Here is a 16,533-nt window from a genome sequence, read left to right on the forward strand (position 1 = left end):
CCTGGCGGGCGAGCGTGGCATCAGCGGGTCTGGACGTGGACGGGACCGTAACGTGCGCGCATTCGGCGCTCTGACGTGCCAGTCTGGAGATGTGATCGCGGAACGGCAAACCGACGAACGTACCGTGCCACCGGTGCTCTCGGCGATGGCGGCGTGGAGCTGGCGCCTCATCGTCATCGGTGTGGTGATCTACTTCTCCACGCAGATCATCGTCCGCCTCAGCTTCGTGGCCCTGCCGATGGCGATCGCCCTCCTGCTGACCGCCCTGCTGTTCCCGATCACCGACCGGCTGCGCAGAGGGGGCCTGCGCCCCATCTGGGCGACGTGGATCACCATGCTGTTCGCGTTCGCCATCATCGGCGGTCTGGGGTTCATCATCGGCACGCGGGCGAACGACGAGTTCCCCGGGCTGGTCGACCAGATCCAGAAGACCGCGAGGGACGTCCAGGGCTGGCTGCTGACCGGCCCGCTCCACCTCAAGCAGACCCAGCTCACCGACATGGTGGAGGAGGTCGCCAAGCAGATCAACGCGCAGCGCAGCGCCATCACCAGTACCCTGCTGTCGACGGCGGCGGTGTTCATCGAGGTGCTCGCGTCGATCGTCCTGCTGCTGTTCATCACGTTCTTCCTGCTCAAGGACGGCGACCGCATCTGGATGTGGTTCCTGCGCGGTTTCGGGTCCGCGGCGCCCCGTGTCGACCGCGCGGGCCGGGCGGCGTGGCACACCCTCTCGCAGTACATCCACGGCACCGTGATCGTGGCCGGGATCCACGGTGTGATCATCGGCATCGTGCTGTTCGGCATGGGGGTGCCGCTCTGGGCGCCGCTCGCGGTGCTGATCTTCCTGGCCAGCTTCATCCCGATCGTCGGCATCTTCTTCGCGGGCGGTCTCGCCGCGCTGGTGACGCTCGGGGCCAAGGGGCCGGTGTTCGCGCTGGTGTTCATCGGCATCCTCGTCGTCGAGCAGCAGCTGGAGAACCACGTGCTCCAGCCGCTGATCGTCGGACGGGCGGTGAAGTTCCACCCGCTCGCGATCATCCTGGTGCTGGCCATCGGCGGCATCCTCGGCGGCATCGCCGGCGCGGCGATCGCCGTGCCGATCGCGGCCGTGGTCTACCGCGCTCTGCCCGAGCTCCGCAGGAATCCGCCGGAGCTGCCGCCCGCCACCCCGCACGAGCCCCCGCCCGAGGGGCCACCGGCGGCGCCCGAACCACCCGCGGACCGTGCGCCCGCCGCGGGGAAGGACATGTCGCCGCAGCACAGCGGGTAAGGTCTCGGTTCGTGACTCCATGCACACCCGTTCCGCCCCGGTCCCGCGGAGGGCGTACCTTGAGGCTGAGGGCGGCCTGGGCGCGCCCGGAGGACCGTTCGCCGGCACGGCCCGGGCGCGTCCCGCGCGGTCCGGCCGGCAGGGTCACATCCTCAGCCGAGCGCGGTTCCACGACTACGAGGTGAATCCATGATCGAGGTGCTGATCCAGCGGCTCGACCCCGGCCTGCCGCTTCCGGCGTACGCCCATCCAGGCGACGCCGGAGCCGACCTGCACGCCGCCGAGGACGTCGAGCTGCTGCCCGGCGAGCGGGCCATCGTGGGCACCGGCGTGGCCATCGCGCTGCCCGACGGGTACGCCGCCTTCGTGCACCCGCGCTCCGGGCTCGCGTCCAAGTTCGGCGTCACGCTGGTCAACGCGCCGGGCACGGTCGACGCCGGCTACCGCGGCGAGATCAAGGTCACGTTGCTGAACACCGACACCAAGGACGCGGTGCGGCTCAGGCGCGGTGACCGCATCGCCCAGCTTGTCGTCCAGCGGGTGGAGAAGGCAGCTTTCTACGAGGTGGAGCGGCTCCCCGGGTCGGCGCGCGGCGCCGGCGGGTTCGGCTCCACCGGTCGATAAGTCGATAAGGAGTGTGAACGAAGTGTTCCGACGCCGCCGTCATGCGGAAGAAGAGGAGCCGGCACCGGTCGCCGAGGGCGCGCCGGTTCCCGGCCGCGAGTCGGGACCGTGGGACGCCGACGAGCCCCATCCCGAGACCGAGCGGGTCGACCTGGGCGGCATGCGGCTGCCCATCGGGCCGGGGTTCGAGGTCCAGCTCAATGTCGCCGGAGACCAGATCGTCGGCGCCGTCGTGCTGGTCAACGAGAGCGCTCTTCAGGTCCACGCGTTCGCCGCGCCCAAGAAGAGCGGCATCTGGGACGAGGTCCGCGCCGAGCTGACCCGCGAGCTGACCGCCGGCGGCGGGAGCTGCGAGGAGCGTCAGGGCCCCTTCGGTCCCGAGCTGGCCGCCGAGATCAAGCAGGACGGCGCCGTGCAGCCCGTCCGGTTCATCGGGATCGACGGTCCCCGCTGGTTCCTGCGCGGTGTCCTCAGCGGCCGGGCGATCGCCGACCCCGACGCGGCCAAGACCCTCGAGGAGATCGTCCGCGACATCGTCGTGGTGCGCGGCGACCAGCCGATGGCCCCCAAAGAGCCGATCGAGCTGCGGCTGCCCGCCGAGGCCCGGCAGGCCGTCGAGAACCACGCGGCCGAGGAGGGCAGGCCCGCTCTCAATCCGTTCGAGCGTGGACCTGAGATCACCGAGACTCGCTGACGTAAGCTGCGGGCAGGATCGCATGGGGCTCCCCAAGGAGTTGGACGAGAGATGAGTACGGCAGAGCCCGCCAAACGCGGGCTGCGCGGCTTCTTCCGGCGATTGACCACAAGCCAGGCCGAGTTGGAGGCCGCGGAGCTCCAGAAGGACCTCGACCGTCACGGAGCGACGCCCATTGCCTCGTGCGGGCAGCGCAGGAGGTTCTGCGTCGCGGGCACGCTCCGCACGGTGACCCTGCGCCCACGGGGCGGCGCGCCTTCCCTGGAGGCGGAGCTCTACGACGGGTCTGATGTGATCGACCTGGTCTGGCTCGGGCGTCGTAAGATCGTCGGTATCGAGCCGGGGCGGGTGGTGCGGGCCGAGGGCCTGGTCAGCGTCCAGGATGGCCGTAAGGTGATGTTCAACCCCCGCTACGAGCTGCGCCCAGCGAGCGGCCAGTGACCACGGTTCCGCCAGGCGAGGAGACCAATGACCATGCATCCGAGAGGCGGCGCGACGACGGCCGCCAGGGCCGGGACACGTCCTCACCGGCCGGCGAGCGCCTGGGGAGCGTGCCTGTGAGCAATTCCGGCACGACCACCCAGGAGGGGATCGCGCACGACACCGTCGAGGCCGCGATCCGGGCCCAGCTCGCCAAGGCGCTCGGCGGCGTGCGGGGCATCATCGAGGCGGCCGTGCCCACGGTCGCCTTCACCATCACGTGGATCGTCACCGAGCAGCTCAAGCCCTCGCTGATGATCAGCATCGGTGTGGCGGTGCTGCTGCTCCTCGTGCGGCTGGCGCAGCGCTCCACGCCGCAGTTCGTGATCAACAGCCTGATCGGCATCGGTATCGGCGCGTTCTTCGCCAGCCGCACCGGTGAGGCCAAGGACGTCTTCCTGCCCGGCATCCTCTACAACGGGGGCTACGCCGCCGCCATGGTGCTCTCCATCGTCGTCCGATGGCCGGTGGTCGGGTTCCTCATCGGCTCGGTGACCGGCGACCCGACCGGCTGGCGGCAGGACCCGGGCATCGTGCGGCTCTGCTCGCGGCTGACCTGGCTGCTGATCCTGCCGTGCCTGCTGCGCGTGGTCGTGCAGCTGCCGCTCTACTACGCCGACCAGGTCGCCGCCCTCGGGGTGGCGAAGGTCGCGCTGGGCTGGCCGGTCCAGGTGGCCGCACTGGCCGCCATGGTCTGGGTGCTCGCCCGGGGCAGGACCCCGATCGCACCGAGCGGCCCCACGCCGAGCACCTGACCCGCGGGCCCGCCACCAAGGCGAGCCTGCGCCCTCGCGCGCCCGGCGAGAGGTCTCGCGAGGTGGGGACCGCGCGCCGGACCCCCGGCGCCGGACCCACGGTGCCGGTCGCCCGGCGCTGCACGACCCGGCGTGGCCGGGGTGGGCGGCCGCCCACCCCGCCCGGGAGGCTCAGTGGGGCGCGAGCAGGTGTGCCAGCTCCTGCTCGACCTCCTGGCTGGCCACGAACAGCAGCTCGTCGCCGGCCTCCAGGGGGTCGTCGTCGGTGGGCACCAGCACCCGGCCCTCGCGGAGGATCGCCACCAGCGCCGAGTCCTGCGGCCAGGGCACCGAACCGGCCCGCTGGCCGACGACGGGGGCGTCCTCGGGAAGCGTCAGCTCCACCAGGTTGGCCTGGCCCTGGCGGAACGTCATCAGCCGCACCAGATCGCCGACGCTGACCGCCTCCTCGACCAGGGCCGACAGCAGGCGCGGCGTGGAGACCGCGACGTCCACGCCCCACGACTCGTTGAACAGCCACTCGTTCTTGGGGTGGTTGATGCGGGCGACCACCCGCGGGACGCCGTACTCGGTCTTGGCCAGCAGCGACACCACCAGGTTGACCTTGTCGTCGCCGCTCGCGGCGATGACCACGTGGCAGGCGTTCAGCCCGGCCTCGTCGAGCGAGGAGATCTCACAGGCGTCGGCGAGCAGCCATTCCGCCCGGGGCACACTGTCGATCTTGATGGCCTTGGGGTCGATGTCGATGAGCAGGACCTCGTGGCCGTTCTCCAGCAGCTCCGCGGCGATGGACCGGCCCACAGCCCCCGCGCCCGCGATCGTGACGCGCATCAGTGGGACTCCTCCTCGGGTGCGGCGGTCAGCACCTTGTTGATCCGGTCCATGTCGTTGTCACCGGCGATCACGTGGAGGATGTCGCCCTCCTGCAGCACCGTTCCCTGCTTGGGCAGCAGCGCTTCGCCCATGCGGTTGAGGAACGCGACCCGGGTGCCGGCGGCCTCTTCGATCGTGCTGGTGCGGGTGCCGATCCAGGCCGAGTTGTAGGCGACCTCGGCGAGGGTGATCACGCCCGTGGGATCGCGCCAGAGCGGCTCGGCCCCTTCGGGCAGCACCCGGCGGAGGATCTGGTCGGCGGTCCACCGGACCGTCGCCACCGTGGGGATGCCCAGCCGCTGATAGACCTCGGCGCGCCGGGAGTCGTAGATGCGGGCGACGACGTTGTCGACACCGAACGTCTCGCGCGCGACGCGCGCGGAGATGATGTTCGAGTTGTCACCGCTGCTCACCGCGACGTAGGCGGCGGCCGACTCGATGCCGGCCTCCTCCAGCACATCGCGGTCGAAACCGATGCCGGTGACACGGCGCCCGCGGAAGCCCGCGCGCAGCCGCCGGAAGGCCTGCGGATCCCGGTCGATGATGGCGACCGAGTGACCGCTGTCCTCGAGGATGTGGGCAAGGGTCGAGCCGACCCGGCCACACCCCATGATGACGATATGCATGCTCCCCCGCCGTTGGCTTTGAGGCGGCAACTCCTGGACCTTATACAGCTACGAGGCCAAGTATGGCCCGTTCTGCCAGCTCCGTGTGAGGAGCACCTGGCCTGAGGACTAGCATCGTCAGTCGTGGTCAAGGTTGGAGATCTGGTCAAGCGACTACTTGTGGGGCGCGCCCTGCGAAGTGCGCAGGCACATGAGCAGTTGCTGCCCAAGCGCATCGCGCTTCCGGTGTTCGCCAGTGACGCGCTCTCCTCGGTGGCGTACGCCCCGCAGGAGATTTTGATCACCCTCGGCATCGCCGGCCTGGCGGCCTATCACTACACCCCCTGGATCGCCGCCGCGGTGGTGGTGATCCTGCTGACGGTGGTGGCGTCGTACCGGCAGAACGTGCGGGCCTACACCAGCGGCGGTGGCGACTTCGAGGTGGCCACCGAGAACCTCGGGTCCAACTACGGCCTGGTGGTCGCCAGCGCGCTCATGGTCGACTATGTGCTGACCGTGGCGGTGTCGGTCTCGTCCGGCGTGGAGAACCTCGGCGCGGCGCTTCCCTTCCTGGCCGATCGCAGGGTCGCCGCCGCGGTGGTGATCGTGGCCATCCTCACGGTCCTCAACCTGCGGGGCATCAGGGAGTCGGGTCTGGCGTTCGCCGTCCCCACGTACGCGTTCATGGTCAGCGTCTTCGGACTGATGATCTGGGGCGGCGTGCGGCTCGCGATGGGCACCGACCTCAAGGCCCCCTCGGCCGGCTACACGGTCACCGGCGACAGCGTCGGCGTCGGCGGCTTCGCCCTCATCTTCCTGCTGCTGCGTGCCTTCTCCTCCGGCTGTGCCGCGCTGACCGGCGTGGAGGCCATCAGCAACGGCGTGCCCGCCTTCAAGAAGCCCAAGGGGAAGAACGCCGCGAACACCCTGCTGGCGCTGGGCGTGCTCGCCGCGACGATGTTCGCCGGCATCACGGCCCTGGCGTACATCACGGACGCGAAGTTCGCCGATCCGTCACAGGGCAGCAAACTGCTCGACCAGACGGGCCGGGTGGTCGCCAACCCAGGGCCGGTGATCGCCCAGGTCGCGCAGACGGTCTTCAGCAACTTCGTGCCCGCCTTCTACGTCATCACCGCGATGACGGCGCTGATCCTGGTGCTCGCGGCCAACACCGCGTTCAACGGCTTCCCTGTGCTGGCCTCGGTGCTCGCGCAGAACCGCTACCTGCCGCGCCAGTTGCACACGCGCGGTGACCGGCTGGCCTTCAGCAACGGCATCGTCATCCTCGCCACCATGGCCGGGCTGCTGATCTACGCCTTCCATGCCGAGACCACCCGCCTGGTCCAGCTCTACATCGTCGGCGTCTTCGTGTCGTTCACGATCAGCCAGATCGGCATGGTGCGGCACTGGAACCGGCTGCTGCGCACCGAGACCGCCGCCAAGAAGCGCGCCCAGATGCAACGGTCGCGGGTGATCAACGCCTTCGGCGCGACGGTGACCGGCCTGGTGCTGCTGGTCGTGCTGGTCACCAAGTTCACCCACGGCGCGTGGATCGCCTGCGCCGCCATGGCCATGCTGTTCCTGATGATGCGCGGCATCAGGCGCCACTACGACAACGTGGCCGCCGAGCTGGTCGTGCCGGAGGACACGCAGGTCGACGAGTCGATGCTGCCGGCCAGGAACCACGCCATCGTGCTGCTGTCCAAGATCCACAAACCGACCTTGCGCGCCCTCTCGTACGCCAGGGCCACCCGCCCCTCGACGCTGGAGGCCATCACCGTCGGCGTCGACACCGACGAGGCCAGGCAGCTTCAGAAGGAGTGGGAGGAGCGGGGCATCCCGGTGCCCCTGAAAATCCTCGACTCGCCGTACCGCGAGATCACCCGCCCGGTGCTCGAGTACGTCAAGAGCCTGCGCCGTCGTTCTCCCCGCGATGTGGTCACGGTGTTCATCCCCGAGTATGTCGTGGGCCACTGGTGGGAACACTTGCTGCACAACCAGAGCGCGTTGCGGCTGAAGGGCCGGTTGCTGTTCCAGCCAGGCGTGATGGTGACCAGTGTGCCGTGGCAGCTGGTCTCCTCCGACCGGCTCAAGGGCCGCCCGGAGTCGTTCGCCCCCGGGTCGGTGCGCCGGCCGTACGCTGTGGCACGTAAGGATGACCAGGTCAAAACGTGAGCGGGGGGACCGAGGTGCCGATCGAACTGAACGTGGAGCGCGTGGCCAACGGTGGGTGGTGTGTCGCCAGGCACGAAGGCCGGGTGGTCTTCGTGCGCCACGCTCTGCCGGGCGAGCGCGTGCTGGCCGAGGTCACCGAGGAGACCACCCGGTTCCTGCGGGCCGACGCGATCGAGATCCTCGACCCGTCCCCCGACCGCGTCACGCCGCCGTGCCCGTTCGCCGGGCCCGGCAGGTGCGGGGGTTGCGACTGGCAGCACGCCACGCTCGACGCCCAGCGCCGGTTCAAGGCCGAGGTCGTCGCCGAGCAGCTCCAAAGGCTCGCCGGTATCGACATGAAGGTGGACGTCGAGGAGGTTCCGGGCTCCCCGAACGGCCTGGGCTGGCGCACCCGCGTGCAGTTCGCCGTCACCCCCGACGGCGTGCCGGGGCTGCGCCGCCACCGCTCCCACGAGATCGAGCCGGTCGACGCCTGCCTGATCGCCCACCCCGAGGTCGAGCGGGTCGGCGTCGAGCGCAGGAACTGGCGGGGCGCCTCCAGCGTGGAGCCGATCACGACGTCCACGGGGGAGCGGGCGGTCGTCGTCACGCCGAGGAGCCACCGTACGGTCGCGGTGCCCGACCTGGGCGCGGACTCGTACGTTCTGGTCGACGAGGGCCGCGGGCACGCCCGGGCGGTCCGGGGCCGCGCCGGTCTCACCGAACGGGTGGGCGACCGTGACTTCCAGGTCACCGGCAGCGGCTTCTGGCAGGTGCATCCCGGGGCCCCGGCCACCCTGCTGGACGCGGTGCTGGAGTTCGCCGCGGTGCGTCCCGGCGACTGGGCGCTCGACCTGTACTGCGGTGTCGGCCTGTTCGCGGCGGGTCTGGCCGAGGCCACCGGGCCCGAGGGAGCGGTTCTCGGCATCGAGTCCGACGCACGGGCGGTGCAGGACGCCCGGCACAACCTGCGCGACCTGCCGCAGGCGCGCGTCGAGCGCGGCCGGGTCGAGGACGCCCTCGACCGACTCGGGGTCGAGCGCGCCGACGTGGTGGTGGCCGATCCGCCGCGCACCGGCCTCGGCCGTGAGGTGGTCTACCGCGTCGCCGGGCTGGACGCCGCCCGCATCGTCTATGTGTCATGCGACCCCGCCACCCTGGCCCGCGACCTGGCATGGTTCGCCGAACGCGGCTACCCGGCCGTGGACCTGCGGGCGTTCGACGCGTTCCCCATGACCCACCACGTCGAGTGCGTGGCACTGCTGGTCAAGGATGTCGCCTAGCCTCTGGCCGTGATCTCCAGCCTTAGGGATCGCCGTTCTCATCGGACCCGCCGCCTGGCTGGGAGCGTGGCCGCTACACCAATGCACTGGGCTCCTTAGCCGGGGAAGAGGTGATCAGTGGCTGTGGTCATGACGGCGTGCCGGTTGGATTGGTGGCGAGTACACAGGCGACGGGCGGGTCGAGGTCAAGGGTTTCGACCCGGAGATGGGTGAAGCCGGCCTGGGTGAGCATGTCCTGGAGCTCTCGGGCGGCTCGGGCCGTGGTGTCGCGGGTGGCGCCGGGGCAGCGGGGCTGGCTGACGAGCGCGATGCGTCCCGCGGGGCCGAGCAGGTGGCGCAGCTCGCGAAGCCGCTCCACCGGGTTGGGCCAGAACCCCACGGAGTTGACGGCGAGGATGGCATCGAGCGGATCGCCGAAGCTCGGCAACCGCTCCACGGAGGCGTGCGTGAGGTGCACGCGGTGGGCGCGGACGGCGGCGGCGTTGCGACGGGCGGCCTGCCGGACCATGGCCTGCGAGTGGTCGATGCCGAAGACGTGGCCCCGGGTGGCGCGGCCGGCGAACTCGGCGATGGCGACGCCGGGACCGAAGCCGATCTCGAGCACCCGGTCGGTGGGCCGCACGTCCAGCAACGACACCGCCCAGATGTTGCGCTGCCGGTTGGAGGCGCGATGAGCGAACATATAGCCGACCGCCCACCCGGCGATGCCCCGGGGGTGGTGCGCCTGGCCCACCAGGTACCTGATCACGCGTTGCTTGGGAGATGTGCCTGCTGTCTGCATGATCGCCAGTCAACGACTTCAAGTATGCTTGAAGTCAAATGGATGAGCAGTTGACGATCGGTGAGCTGGCCGGCCGCACCGGTGTCGCCACCTCCGCTCTGCGCTACTGGGAGGAGCTCGGCCTCCTACCGGCGCCGGCCCGGGTCTCCGGCCAACGGCGTTATCCGCCATCGGCGGTCGGGATGGTCGGCGTGGTGGTGATGCTGAGAGATGTCGGCTTCACGTTGCGAGAGGTCAAAGCGTTCATCGCGTCTCGTTCGCCGGCCGGTGACGGATGGCGCGAGCTGTACCAACGCAAGCTGGCCGAGCTGGATCAACGGATCGCCCAGGCTCAGGCGGCACGCACCGCCATCGCCCACGGCTTGGCCTGCCCGCACAAGGACATCTTCGAGTGCGCCAACTTCACCGGCGGGGTCGCGGCGTTCCTGGCGGGATCCTCTCTCGAAGAGGCTCACGAAGAGGTTCATTCGAGGCGCCGAAGTGGACTGCCGGAGGAGCCGAACCGGCTCGGCAGGCAGGTCGGCCCTTGCCCGACGTCGCCGGGCGCGATCGGATGTCCGACGACGGAGCCCGCGTAGGGCGGATTTGCCGTCCTGTTGCGGGCGGTTCGTCGCCCGGCCCGAGCCCGGCAGCCCGTCCGAGGCCGCCCTGGCCTCGCCGGTCACCCGCTTCGAGGCCGATCTTCCTCGCGGCTGACCGTGATCGTCGGCTTTGCACCGTCTTGACCTGACGTTTCCTACGATGCGGCCATGGCGCGATGGGTGGGGGGCCGCGGGTTCGAGGTCCAGGCGATCAAGCTCGACGGGCGGCCTCTGCTGCGCGTGCGCCAGTACGGGTTCCTGGTGGCCTACTGCCGTTCGGTCACCGAGGTCGCCGCCCACGTGGATCTGGACGAGCTCGTCGAGCTGATCACCCTGCCGAACGCGGCCGCGCGCCGTCAGGGCTGAGGCTCATCCCGCCATCTGTGGTGGCTCGGCCTCCCTGGTGATGGCGCGGGGATCCTTGTCGTCGCGCAGGCCTCGCCAGGAGGCGTGGCGCAGGCGGCCGTCAGGGGTCCACTCCGCGTACTGCACCTCTCCTACCAGCACCGGATCGACCCAGCGGGCGTCCTTGGCCTGCTCGCGGGGCACCGGCCCGTCGAAGGGCGAGGTGGCGCGGGACAGCGGGGCCAGGATCTCGCTCAACTCGTGGAGCGTGTCCTCGGTGAACCCCGTCCCGACGTTGCCCGCGTAGAGGAGTTGGTCGCCCTCGTGGACGCCCAGCAGCAGCGAGCCGATGGTCGACGACCGGCGGCCCCGTCCGGGCGTCCAGCCCGCGATGACGGCCTCCTGGGCCCGGAAGTTCTTGACCTTCGTCCACTCGGGTGTTCTGCGGCCGGGACGGTAGGGCGACTGCAGCCGTTTGGAGACGATGCCTTCCATGCCCAGCTGCCGGCTCAGCTCCAAGGCGTGCGCGCCGTCGTCACGGAACCAGGCCGGTACCTGCCACCGGGCGCCCGCCGACACGACGCTCTCCAGGAGCTCCCTGCGCTGGACGTACGGCAGGGCGATCGAGGAGTCGCCGTCGAGGTGCAGGATGTCGAACAGCATGTAGGTCACCGGGGTCGTCTGGGCCAGCTTCCGCACCCGTTCGTCGCGCCGCTGGTGCATCCGCGGCTGGAGGGCCGAGAAGCTCGGGCGCCCGGCGTCGTCGAAGGCGACGATCTCCCCGTCGAGCACGACGTCGTGTCCGTCCACCGCGCCGGCCAGGGCGTACAACTCGGGGTAGGCGACAGTGACGTCCTTGCCGCTGCGGGAGATGAGCTTCAGGGCGGAGTTCTCGATGTACGCCAGGGCCCGTACCCCGTCCCACTTCATCTCGTGGCCCCATGCGTCGTCCTCGGCCGGCGCAGGCAGCGGGCCGATCTGGGCGAGCATCGGTGTGTAGGCAGGAAGTCCTCCCATGGGCGCTTTCTTACCCGCTGAGCTGATGTGTACGAACCCCTATACCGCCCCGAAGATTCATCCGGCAAGCCGAGATAATGGGCCCCATGAGATTAAGGATCTTCACCGAGCCCCAGCAGGGGGCCGACTACGAGGACCAGCTTCGTGTGGCCCAGGCCGCCGAGCGCCTCGGTTTCGACGCGTTCTTCCGTTCCGACCACTACCTGAGCATGGGCGACGTGGACCCCGACCCGGGCCCGACCGACTCCTGGGTGACCCTGGGCGCCCTGGCCCGTGAGACCGAGACCATCCGCCTCGGCACGCTGGTGACCGCCGCGACCTTCCGGCTGCCCGGCCCGCTCGCGATCAGCGTCGCGCAGGTCGACCGGATGAGCGGCGGGCGGGTCGAGTTCGGCTTCGGCACCGGCTGGTTCGATGCCGAGCACAAGGCGTACGGCATCCCGTTCCCGCCGCTCGGCGAGCGTTTCGCCCGCTTCGAGGAGCAGTTGGAGATCGTCACCGGGTTGTGGACCACCAAGCCGGGTGAGACGTACTCCTTCGAGGGCGCGTACTACCGGGTCGCCGACTCCCCGGCGCTGCCCAAGCCCGCCCAGCACCCTCGCCCCCCGGTGATCATCGGTGGGACCGGTGCCAAGCGGACGCCCCGGATCGCCGCGAAGTTCGCCGACGAGTACAACGTGCCCTTCGCTGATCTCCAGGACACCGCGGCGGCCTACGGCCGGGTGCGGCAGGCGTGCGAGGCCGCCGGCCGTGAGTCGATGGTCTACTCGGCCGCGCAGGTGGTGTGCGTGGGCGCCGACGAGGCGGAGCTGGCACGCAGGGCGGCCGCCATCCGCCGGGAGGTACCCGAGCTGCGCAAGGAAGGCCTGGCCGGCACCCCCGAGGAGGTCCTGGACAAGATCGGCAGGTTCGCCGAGGCCGGGAGCGAGCGTTTGTACCTCCAGGTGCTCGACCTGGCGGACATCGAGCACCTGGAGCTGATCGCCGCGGAGATCCTTCCGCACCTCTGAGCCGGCGCGGGAAATCGGTGGTCAGCCGGCTCGGAAATAGGGAAAAATCGGGCAGCGTGCTCCTGACGATCTCGACCACCACGCGGCCGGCCACCGATCTCGGCTTCCTGCTCCACAAGCACCCGGACCGGGTGCAGGAGTTCGGCCAGTCGTTCGGAGTGGCCCGGGTCTTCTACCCCGAGGCCACTCCGGAGCGTTGCACGGCCGCGCTCATGCTGGAGGTGGACCCGATCCGGCTGGTGCGCTCGCGCGGGGCCTCCTCGCCCGACTTCAGCCTCGGCCAGTACGTCAACGACCGCCCGTACGCCGCCTCCTCGATGCTGGCCGTCGCGCTCGCGGACGTCTTCAGGACCGCCCGCGCGGGACTGTGCAAGGCCAGGCCCGAGCTGGTGGCCGGGCCGATCGAGCTGGAGATCACGGTGCCGGTGCTGCCCTGCCGGGGCGGTCCCGAGCTCGCGCACCAGCTCTTCGAGCCGCTCGGCTGGCAGGTGGAGGCGCGGGCCGTCCCGCTCGACGGCGGCTTTCCCGAGTGGGGCGACTCCAGGTACGTACAGCTCGTGCTGCGCGGGCCGGTGAGGCTGGCCGACGCCCTGAACCACCTCTACGTCATGTTCCCGGTGCTCGACGACACCAAGCACTACTGGATGGCCTCCGACGAGGTCGACAAGCTGATCCGCGCCGGGGAGGGCTGGCTGGCGTCCCACCCGGAGCGGGGACGGATCACGCGCCGCTACCTCGGCCACCGCCGGAGCCTCACCGGCACCGCCTTCGCCCGCCTGGCGGAGCTGGGGGACGACGTCGAGGAGGATCTGGAGCCCCCCATCGAGGAGGAGGCCGCCGAGCCGGTCTCCATGGGCACGGCGCCCGCTCCGCAGAACTCCGCGGTACCGGAGGCCGCCGACGGCGCGCAGGACGCCGAAGGGGCCGTCGCGGAGGCCACGGCCCGGCCGCCGCTCAACCTGCTGCGCAGGGAGGCGGTCGTCGCGGCGCTCGCCGAGGCGGGCGCGCGTACCGTCATCGACCTTGGCTGCGGATCCGGCCAGCTCGTCGGGGAACTGCTGAAGAACCCCGAGTTCGCGAAGGTCACCGGCGTGGACGTCTCGGCGCGGGCGCTGGCGGTGGCCGCCCGCCGCCTCAAGCTCGACCGTATGCCCGACGCCCGGCGTGCCCGCCTCCAGCTCTTCCAGGGCGCCCTGACCTACACCGACGAGCGGTTCGCCGGCTACGACGCCGCCGTGCTGATGGAGGTGGTGGAGCACGTCGACCCGCCCCGGCTGGCCGCTCTGGCACGGGTCGTGTTCGGCACCGCCAGGCCGCGCGTCGTGGTCGTGACGACGCCCAACAGCGAGTACAACGTCCGGTACGAGTTCCTGACCGGTATGCGGCATCCTGATCACCGGTTCGAGTGGACCCGGGCCGAGTTCACCGCCTGGGCCGAAGAGGTGTGCCAGGAGTACGGCTACCGCGTGACGTACCGGCCGGTCGGCGACGCCGACCCCGAGATCGGACCGCCGACCCAGATGGGGGTGTTCAGCCGTGGCTGAGATCAGCGTGCCGGCCATGTCGCTGGTCCTGCTGGTGGGGGTGTCGGGGAGCGGCAAGTCGACGTTCGCCCGTAAGCACTTCCTGCCGACCCAGGTGATCTCCTCGGACTTCTGCAGGGGCCTGGTCGCCGACGACGAGAACGACCAGGAGTCGACCCCGGACGCGTTCGACGTGCTGCACTACATCGTCGGCACGCGGCTCAGGCGCGGGCTGCTCACGGTCGTGGACGCCACCAACGTCCAGTGGGACGCGCGTAAGAAGCTCATCGAGCTGGCCAAGAGCCACGACGTGCTCGTGGACGCGATCGTGCTGGACGTGCCCGAGGAGGTCGCGGTCGCCCGCAACGCCCTGCGCCCCGACAGGGCCTTCGGCTCCCACGTGATCACCCGGCAGCGCAAGGATCTGCGCCGGTCGCTGTCGAAGATGTCCAGGGACGGCTTCCGCAAGGTGCACGTGCTGCGGGGCGACGACATCGACGACGCGACGATCACCTACGAGAGGGCCTGGACGGACCGGCGTGACCTGACCGGCCCCTTCGACGTCATCGGGGACGTGCACGGCTGCCGCGCCGAGCTGGAGACGCTGCTCGAAGCGCTCGGCTGGGAACTGCGGCGCGACGACGCCGGCAGGCCCGACGGCGCCACCCACCCCGAGGGCAGGACCGCCGTCTTCGTCGGTGACCTCGTCGACCGCGGTCCCGACTCGCCGGGGGTCCTGCGCCTGGTCATGGGCATGGTGGCCGCCGGGACGGCGCTATGCGTGTCGGGCAACCACGAGCAGAAGCTCGTCCGGGCGCTGAACGGCCGCAAGGTCACGGTCGCCCACGGCCTGGAGCGATCGCTGGAGCAGCTTGCCGCCGAGCCGGAGGAGTTCCGCGAGGCCGCCAGGTCCTTCATGGACAAACTGATCAGCCACTACCAGCTCGACGGCGGCGGGCTGGTCGTCGCGCACGCCGGTCTGAAGGAGGCCTACCACGGCCGCGCCTCCGGCCGCGTGCGCGCCTTCGCGCTCTACGGCGACACCACCGGTGAGACCGACGAGTACGGCCTGCCCGTCCGCTACCCGTGGGCCAAGGACTACCGGGGCCGGGCCATGGTCGTGTACGGCCACACGCCGATCCCCGAGGCCGAGTGGGTCAACAACACCATCTGCGTGGACACCGGCTGCGTGTTCGGCGGGAAGCTGACCGCGCTGCGCTACCCCACGCGCGAGCTGGTCTCGGTACCCGCCCGTGAGGTCTGGTACGAGCCCACCCGCCCGCTCGCCCCGGTCACCGAGCGCGACCCCGGACTGCTCGACATCGGCGACGTGCAGGGCACCCGCTACGTCGAGACCCGGACCGGCGGCAAGGTGAAGATCCGCGAGGAGAACTCCGCCGCCGCACTGGAGATCATGAGCCGGTTCGCCGTCGACCCGCGCTGGCTCGTCTACCTGCCGCCGACCATGGCCCCGCCCGAGACCTCGTCGCTGGAGGGCTACCTGGAGCACCCCGCCGAGGCGTTCGAGGAGTTCCGCAGGGCCGGGGTCGCCGAGGTGGTGTGCGAGGAGAAGCACATGGGCTCGCGGGCCGTCGTGGTGCTGACGCGGACCCCCGACGTCGCCGCCGCGCGGTTCGGCGTCGCGGACGGCACCTGCGGGATCGTGCACACCCGCACCGGGCGCCCGTTCTTCGGCGATCCCGATCTGATGGCCGAGCTGGTGTCCCGGCTGAGGGAGGCGGTGTCGCGGGCCGGGCTCTGGGAGGACCTCGGGACCGACTGGCTGGTCCTCGACGCCGAGCTGCTGCCCTGGTCGGCGAAGGCCGGCAGCCTGATCCGCGAGCAGTACGCGTCCGTGGGCGCGGCGGCCGGGGCGGTGCTGCCCGAGGCGGTCGCCGCCCTGGAGGCGGCGGCCGGGCGCGGCCTGGACGTCGGCGATCTCCTGGATCGCACCCGGCGCCGCTCCGGCAACGCCGCCCGGTACAGGGACGCCTACGGGCGGTACTGCTGGCCGGTGTCCGGGCTCTCCGGCGTGCGGCTCGCGCCGTTCCAGATCCTCGCCATGGAGGGGCGGGCGACGGCGGGGGAGGAACCGCACGCCTGGCACCTGTCCACGCTGGCGCGCCTCGACTCCGAGGTGATCACCCCGACCCGGCACGTCTTCGTCTCGCTGGAGTCCGAGGAGTCGCGGGCGGCCGCCACCGAGTGGTGGACCTCGCTCACCGAAGCGGGGGGCGAGGGGATGGTCGTCAAGCCCGCGCGCCCGGTGGCGGAACGCGTACAGCCGGGGGTCAAGGTGCGCGGGCGGGAGTACCTCCGCATCATCTACGGGCCCGACTACACCGAGAGCCTGGAGGTGCTGCGTGGCCGCTTCCTGGGCAAGAAGCGGTCGCTGGCCCTGCGTGAGCACGCGCTCGGCCTGGAGTCGCTGGCCCGGCTGGCCGGCGGCGAACCACTCTGGCGGGTGCACGAGCCGGTCTTCGCGGTCCTCGCCCTGGAGTCGGAGCCCGTCGACCCCCGGCTCTGAGCCCGTGAGCG

General features: G+C 70.8%; 16 protein-coding genes. 12 read left to right on the forward strand and 4 right to left on the reverse strand.

Annotated elements, in window-relative coordinates; translation table 11 throughout:
- Positions 1-124 precede the first annotated feature (124 nt).
- From ABD810_RS07785 to ABD810_RS07805, 5 genes are all read left to right on the forward strand, one after another.
- Positions 125-1,270 carry an AI-2E family transporter gene (locus ABD810_RS07785; RefSeq protein WP_344936145.1) on the forward strand — a complete coding sequence of 382 codons (1,146 nt, stop codon included), beginning with the start codon at positions 125-127 and terminating at the stop codon, positions 1,268-1,270.
- Positions 1,271-1,459: 189 nt separating this feature from the next.
- Positions 1,460-1,894, forward strand: coding sequence for a dUTP diphosphatase (dut, locus tag ABD810_RS07790; protein ID WP_344936148.1), 435 nt, complete (start codon positions 1,460-1,462; stop codon positions 1,892-1,894).
- Positions 1,895-1,916: 22 nt separating this feature from the next.
- Positions 1,917-2,588, forward strand: coding sequence for a DUF3710 domain-containing protein (locus ABD810_RS07795; protein ID WP_344936150.1), 672 nt, complete (start codon positions 1,917-1,919; stop codon positions 2,586-2,588).
- A 51-nt stretch (positions 2,589-2,639) separates the two neighbouring features.
- Positions 2,640-3,029 carry an OB-fold nucleic acid binding domain-containing protein gene (locus tag ABD810_RS07800; protein WP_344936152.1) on the forward strand — a complete coding sequence of 130 codons (390 nt, stop codon included), beginning with the start codon at positions 2,640-2,642 and terminating at the stop codon, positions 3,027-3,029.
- A gap of 116 nt (positions 3,030-3,145) precedes the next feature.
- Entirely contained in the window at positions 3,146-3,823 is a 678-nt protein-coding gene (locus ABD810_RS07805) for a DUF3159 domain-containing protein (protein ID WP_344936155.1), read from the forward strand.
- 171 nt (positions 3,824-3,994) lie between these two features.
- Here the strand turns inward: ABD810_RS07805 and ABD810_RS07810 are convergent, their stop codons facing one another.
- Together ABD810_RS07810 and ABD810_RS07815 are read right to left on the reverse strand one after the other, a co-directional pair.
- Positions 3,995-4,654 (reverse strand): potassium channel family protein, encoded by a 660-nt coding sequence (locus tag ABD810_RS07810; RefSeq protein ID WP_344936157.1) that lies wholly within the window; start codon positions 4,652-4,654, stop codon positions 3,995-3,997.
- Positions 4,654-5,322, reverse strand: coding sequence for a potassium channel family protein (locus tag ABD810_RS07815; RefSeq protein WP_344936159.1), 669 nt, complete (start codon positions 5,320-5,322; stop codon positions 4,654-4,656). Before ABD810_RS07815 ends, ABD810_RS07810 begins: the two co-directional genes overlap by 1 nt.
- 123 nt (positions 5,323-5,445) lie before the next feature.
- Here ABD810_RS07815 and ABD810_RS07820 point away from each other — a divergent pair, with 123 nt between their 5' ends.
- Both ABD810_RS07820 and ABD810_RS07825 read left to right on the forward strand, forming a co-directional pair.
- Positions 5,446-7,476 carry an APC family permease gene (locus ABD810_RS07820; RefSeq protein WP_344936161.1) on the forward strand — a complete coding sequence of 677 codons (2,031 nt, stop codon included), beginning with the start codon at positions 5,446-5,448 and terminating at the stop codon, positions 7,474-7,476.
- Positions 7,473-8,738 carry a class I SAM-dependent RNA methyltransferase gene (locus ABD810_RS07825; RefSeq protein WP_344936164.1) on the forward strand — a complete coding sequence of 422 codons (1,266 nt, stop codon included), beginning with the start codon at positions 7,473-7,475 and terminating at the stop codon, positions 8,736-8,738. The genes ABD810_RS07820 and ABD810_RS07825 overlap by 4 nt, the downstream gene beginning before the upstream one ends.
- A 127-nt stretch (positions 8,739-8,865) precedes the next feature.
- On the opposite strand, the gene ABD810_RS07830 is transcribed toward ABD810_RS07825, so the two are convergent.
- A complete protein-coding gene (locus ABD810_RS07830; protein ID WP_344936166.1) occupies positions 8,866-9,486 on the reverse strand; it encodes a class I SAM-dependent methyltransferase in 621 nt (206 codons plus the stop codon).
- Positions 9,487-9,557: 71 nt separating this feature from the next.
- On the opposite strand from ABD810_RS07830, the gene ABD810_RS07835 reads away from it, so the two are divergent.
- Together ABD810_RS07835 and ABD810_RS07840 are read left to right on the forward strand one after the other, a co-directional pair.
- Entirely contained in the window at positions 9,558-10,097 is a 540-nt protein-coding gene (locus ABD810_RS07835) for a MerR family transcriptional regulator (RefSeq protein ID WP_344936168.1), read from the forward strand.
- A gap of 171 nt (positions 10,098-10,268) precedes the next feature.
- A complete protein-coding gene (locus tag ABD810_RS07840; RefSeq protein ID WP_344936170.1) occupies positions 10,269-10,466 on the forward strand; it encodes a transposase in 198 nt (65 codons plus the stop codon).
- 3 nt (positions 10,467-10,469) lie between these two features.
- On the opposite strand, the gene ligD is transcribed toward ABD810_RS07840, so the two are convergent.
- Positions 10,470-11,462 carry a non-homologous end-joining DNA ligase gene (gene ligD / locus ABD810_RS07845; RefSeq protein ID WP_344936172.1) on the reverse strand — a complete coding sequence of 331 codons (993 nt, stop codon included), beginning with the start codon at positions 11,460-11,462 and terminating at the stop codon, positions 10,470-10,472.
- Positions 11,463-11,548: 86 nt separating this feature from the next.
- Between ligD and ABD810_RS07850 the strand changes: the two genes are divergently transcribed.
- From ABD810_RS07850 to ABD810_RS07860, 3 genes are read left to right on the forward strand one after another with little or no spacing between them, the layout of a single operon-like run.
- Positions 11,549-12,472: an LLM class F420-dependent oxidoreductase gene (locus ABD810_RS07850; protein ID WP_344936176.1), complete on the forward strand. Its 924-nt coding sequence runs from the start codon at positions 11,549-11,551 to the stop codon at positions 12,470-12,472.
- A gap of 56 nt (positions 12,473-12,528) precedes the next feature.
- Positions 12,529-14,016, forward strand: a complete 1,488-nt coding sequence (locus ABD810_RS07855; protein WP_344936178.1) for a 3' terminal RNA ribose 2'-O-methyltransferase Hen1 — start codon at positions 12,529-12,531, stop codon at positions 14,014-14,016.
- The gene (locus ABD810_RS07860) at positions 14,009-16,522 is read left to right on the forward strand and encodes a polynucleotide kinase-phosphatase (protein ID WP_425566864.1); all 2,514 of its coding nucleotides are present in this window, start codon (positions 14,009-14,011) and stop codon (positions 16,520-16,522) included. Before ABD810_RS07855 ends, ABD810_RS07860 begins: the two co-directional genes overlap by 8 nt.
- The last annotated feature ends 11 nt before the right edge of the window (positions 16,523-16,533 follow it).

This window comes from Sphaerisporangium flaviroseum, from assembly GCF_039537005.1.
Classification (GTDB): Bacteria; Actinomycetota; Actinomycetes; order Streptosporangiales; family Streptosporangiaceae; genus Sphaerisporangium; species Sphaerisporangium flaviroseum.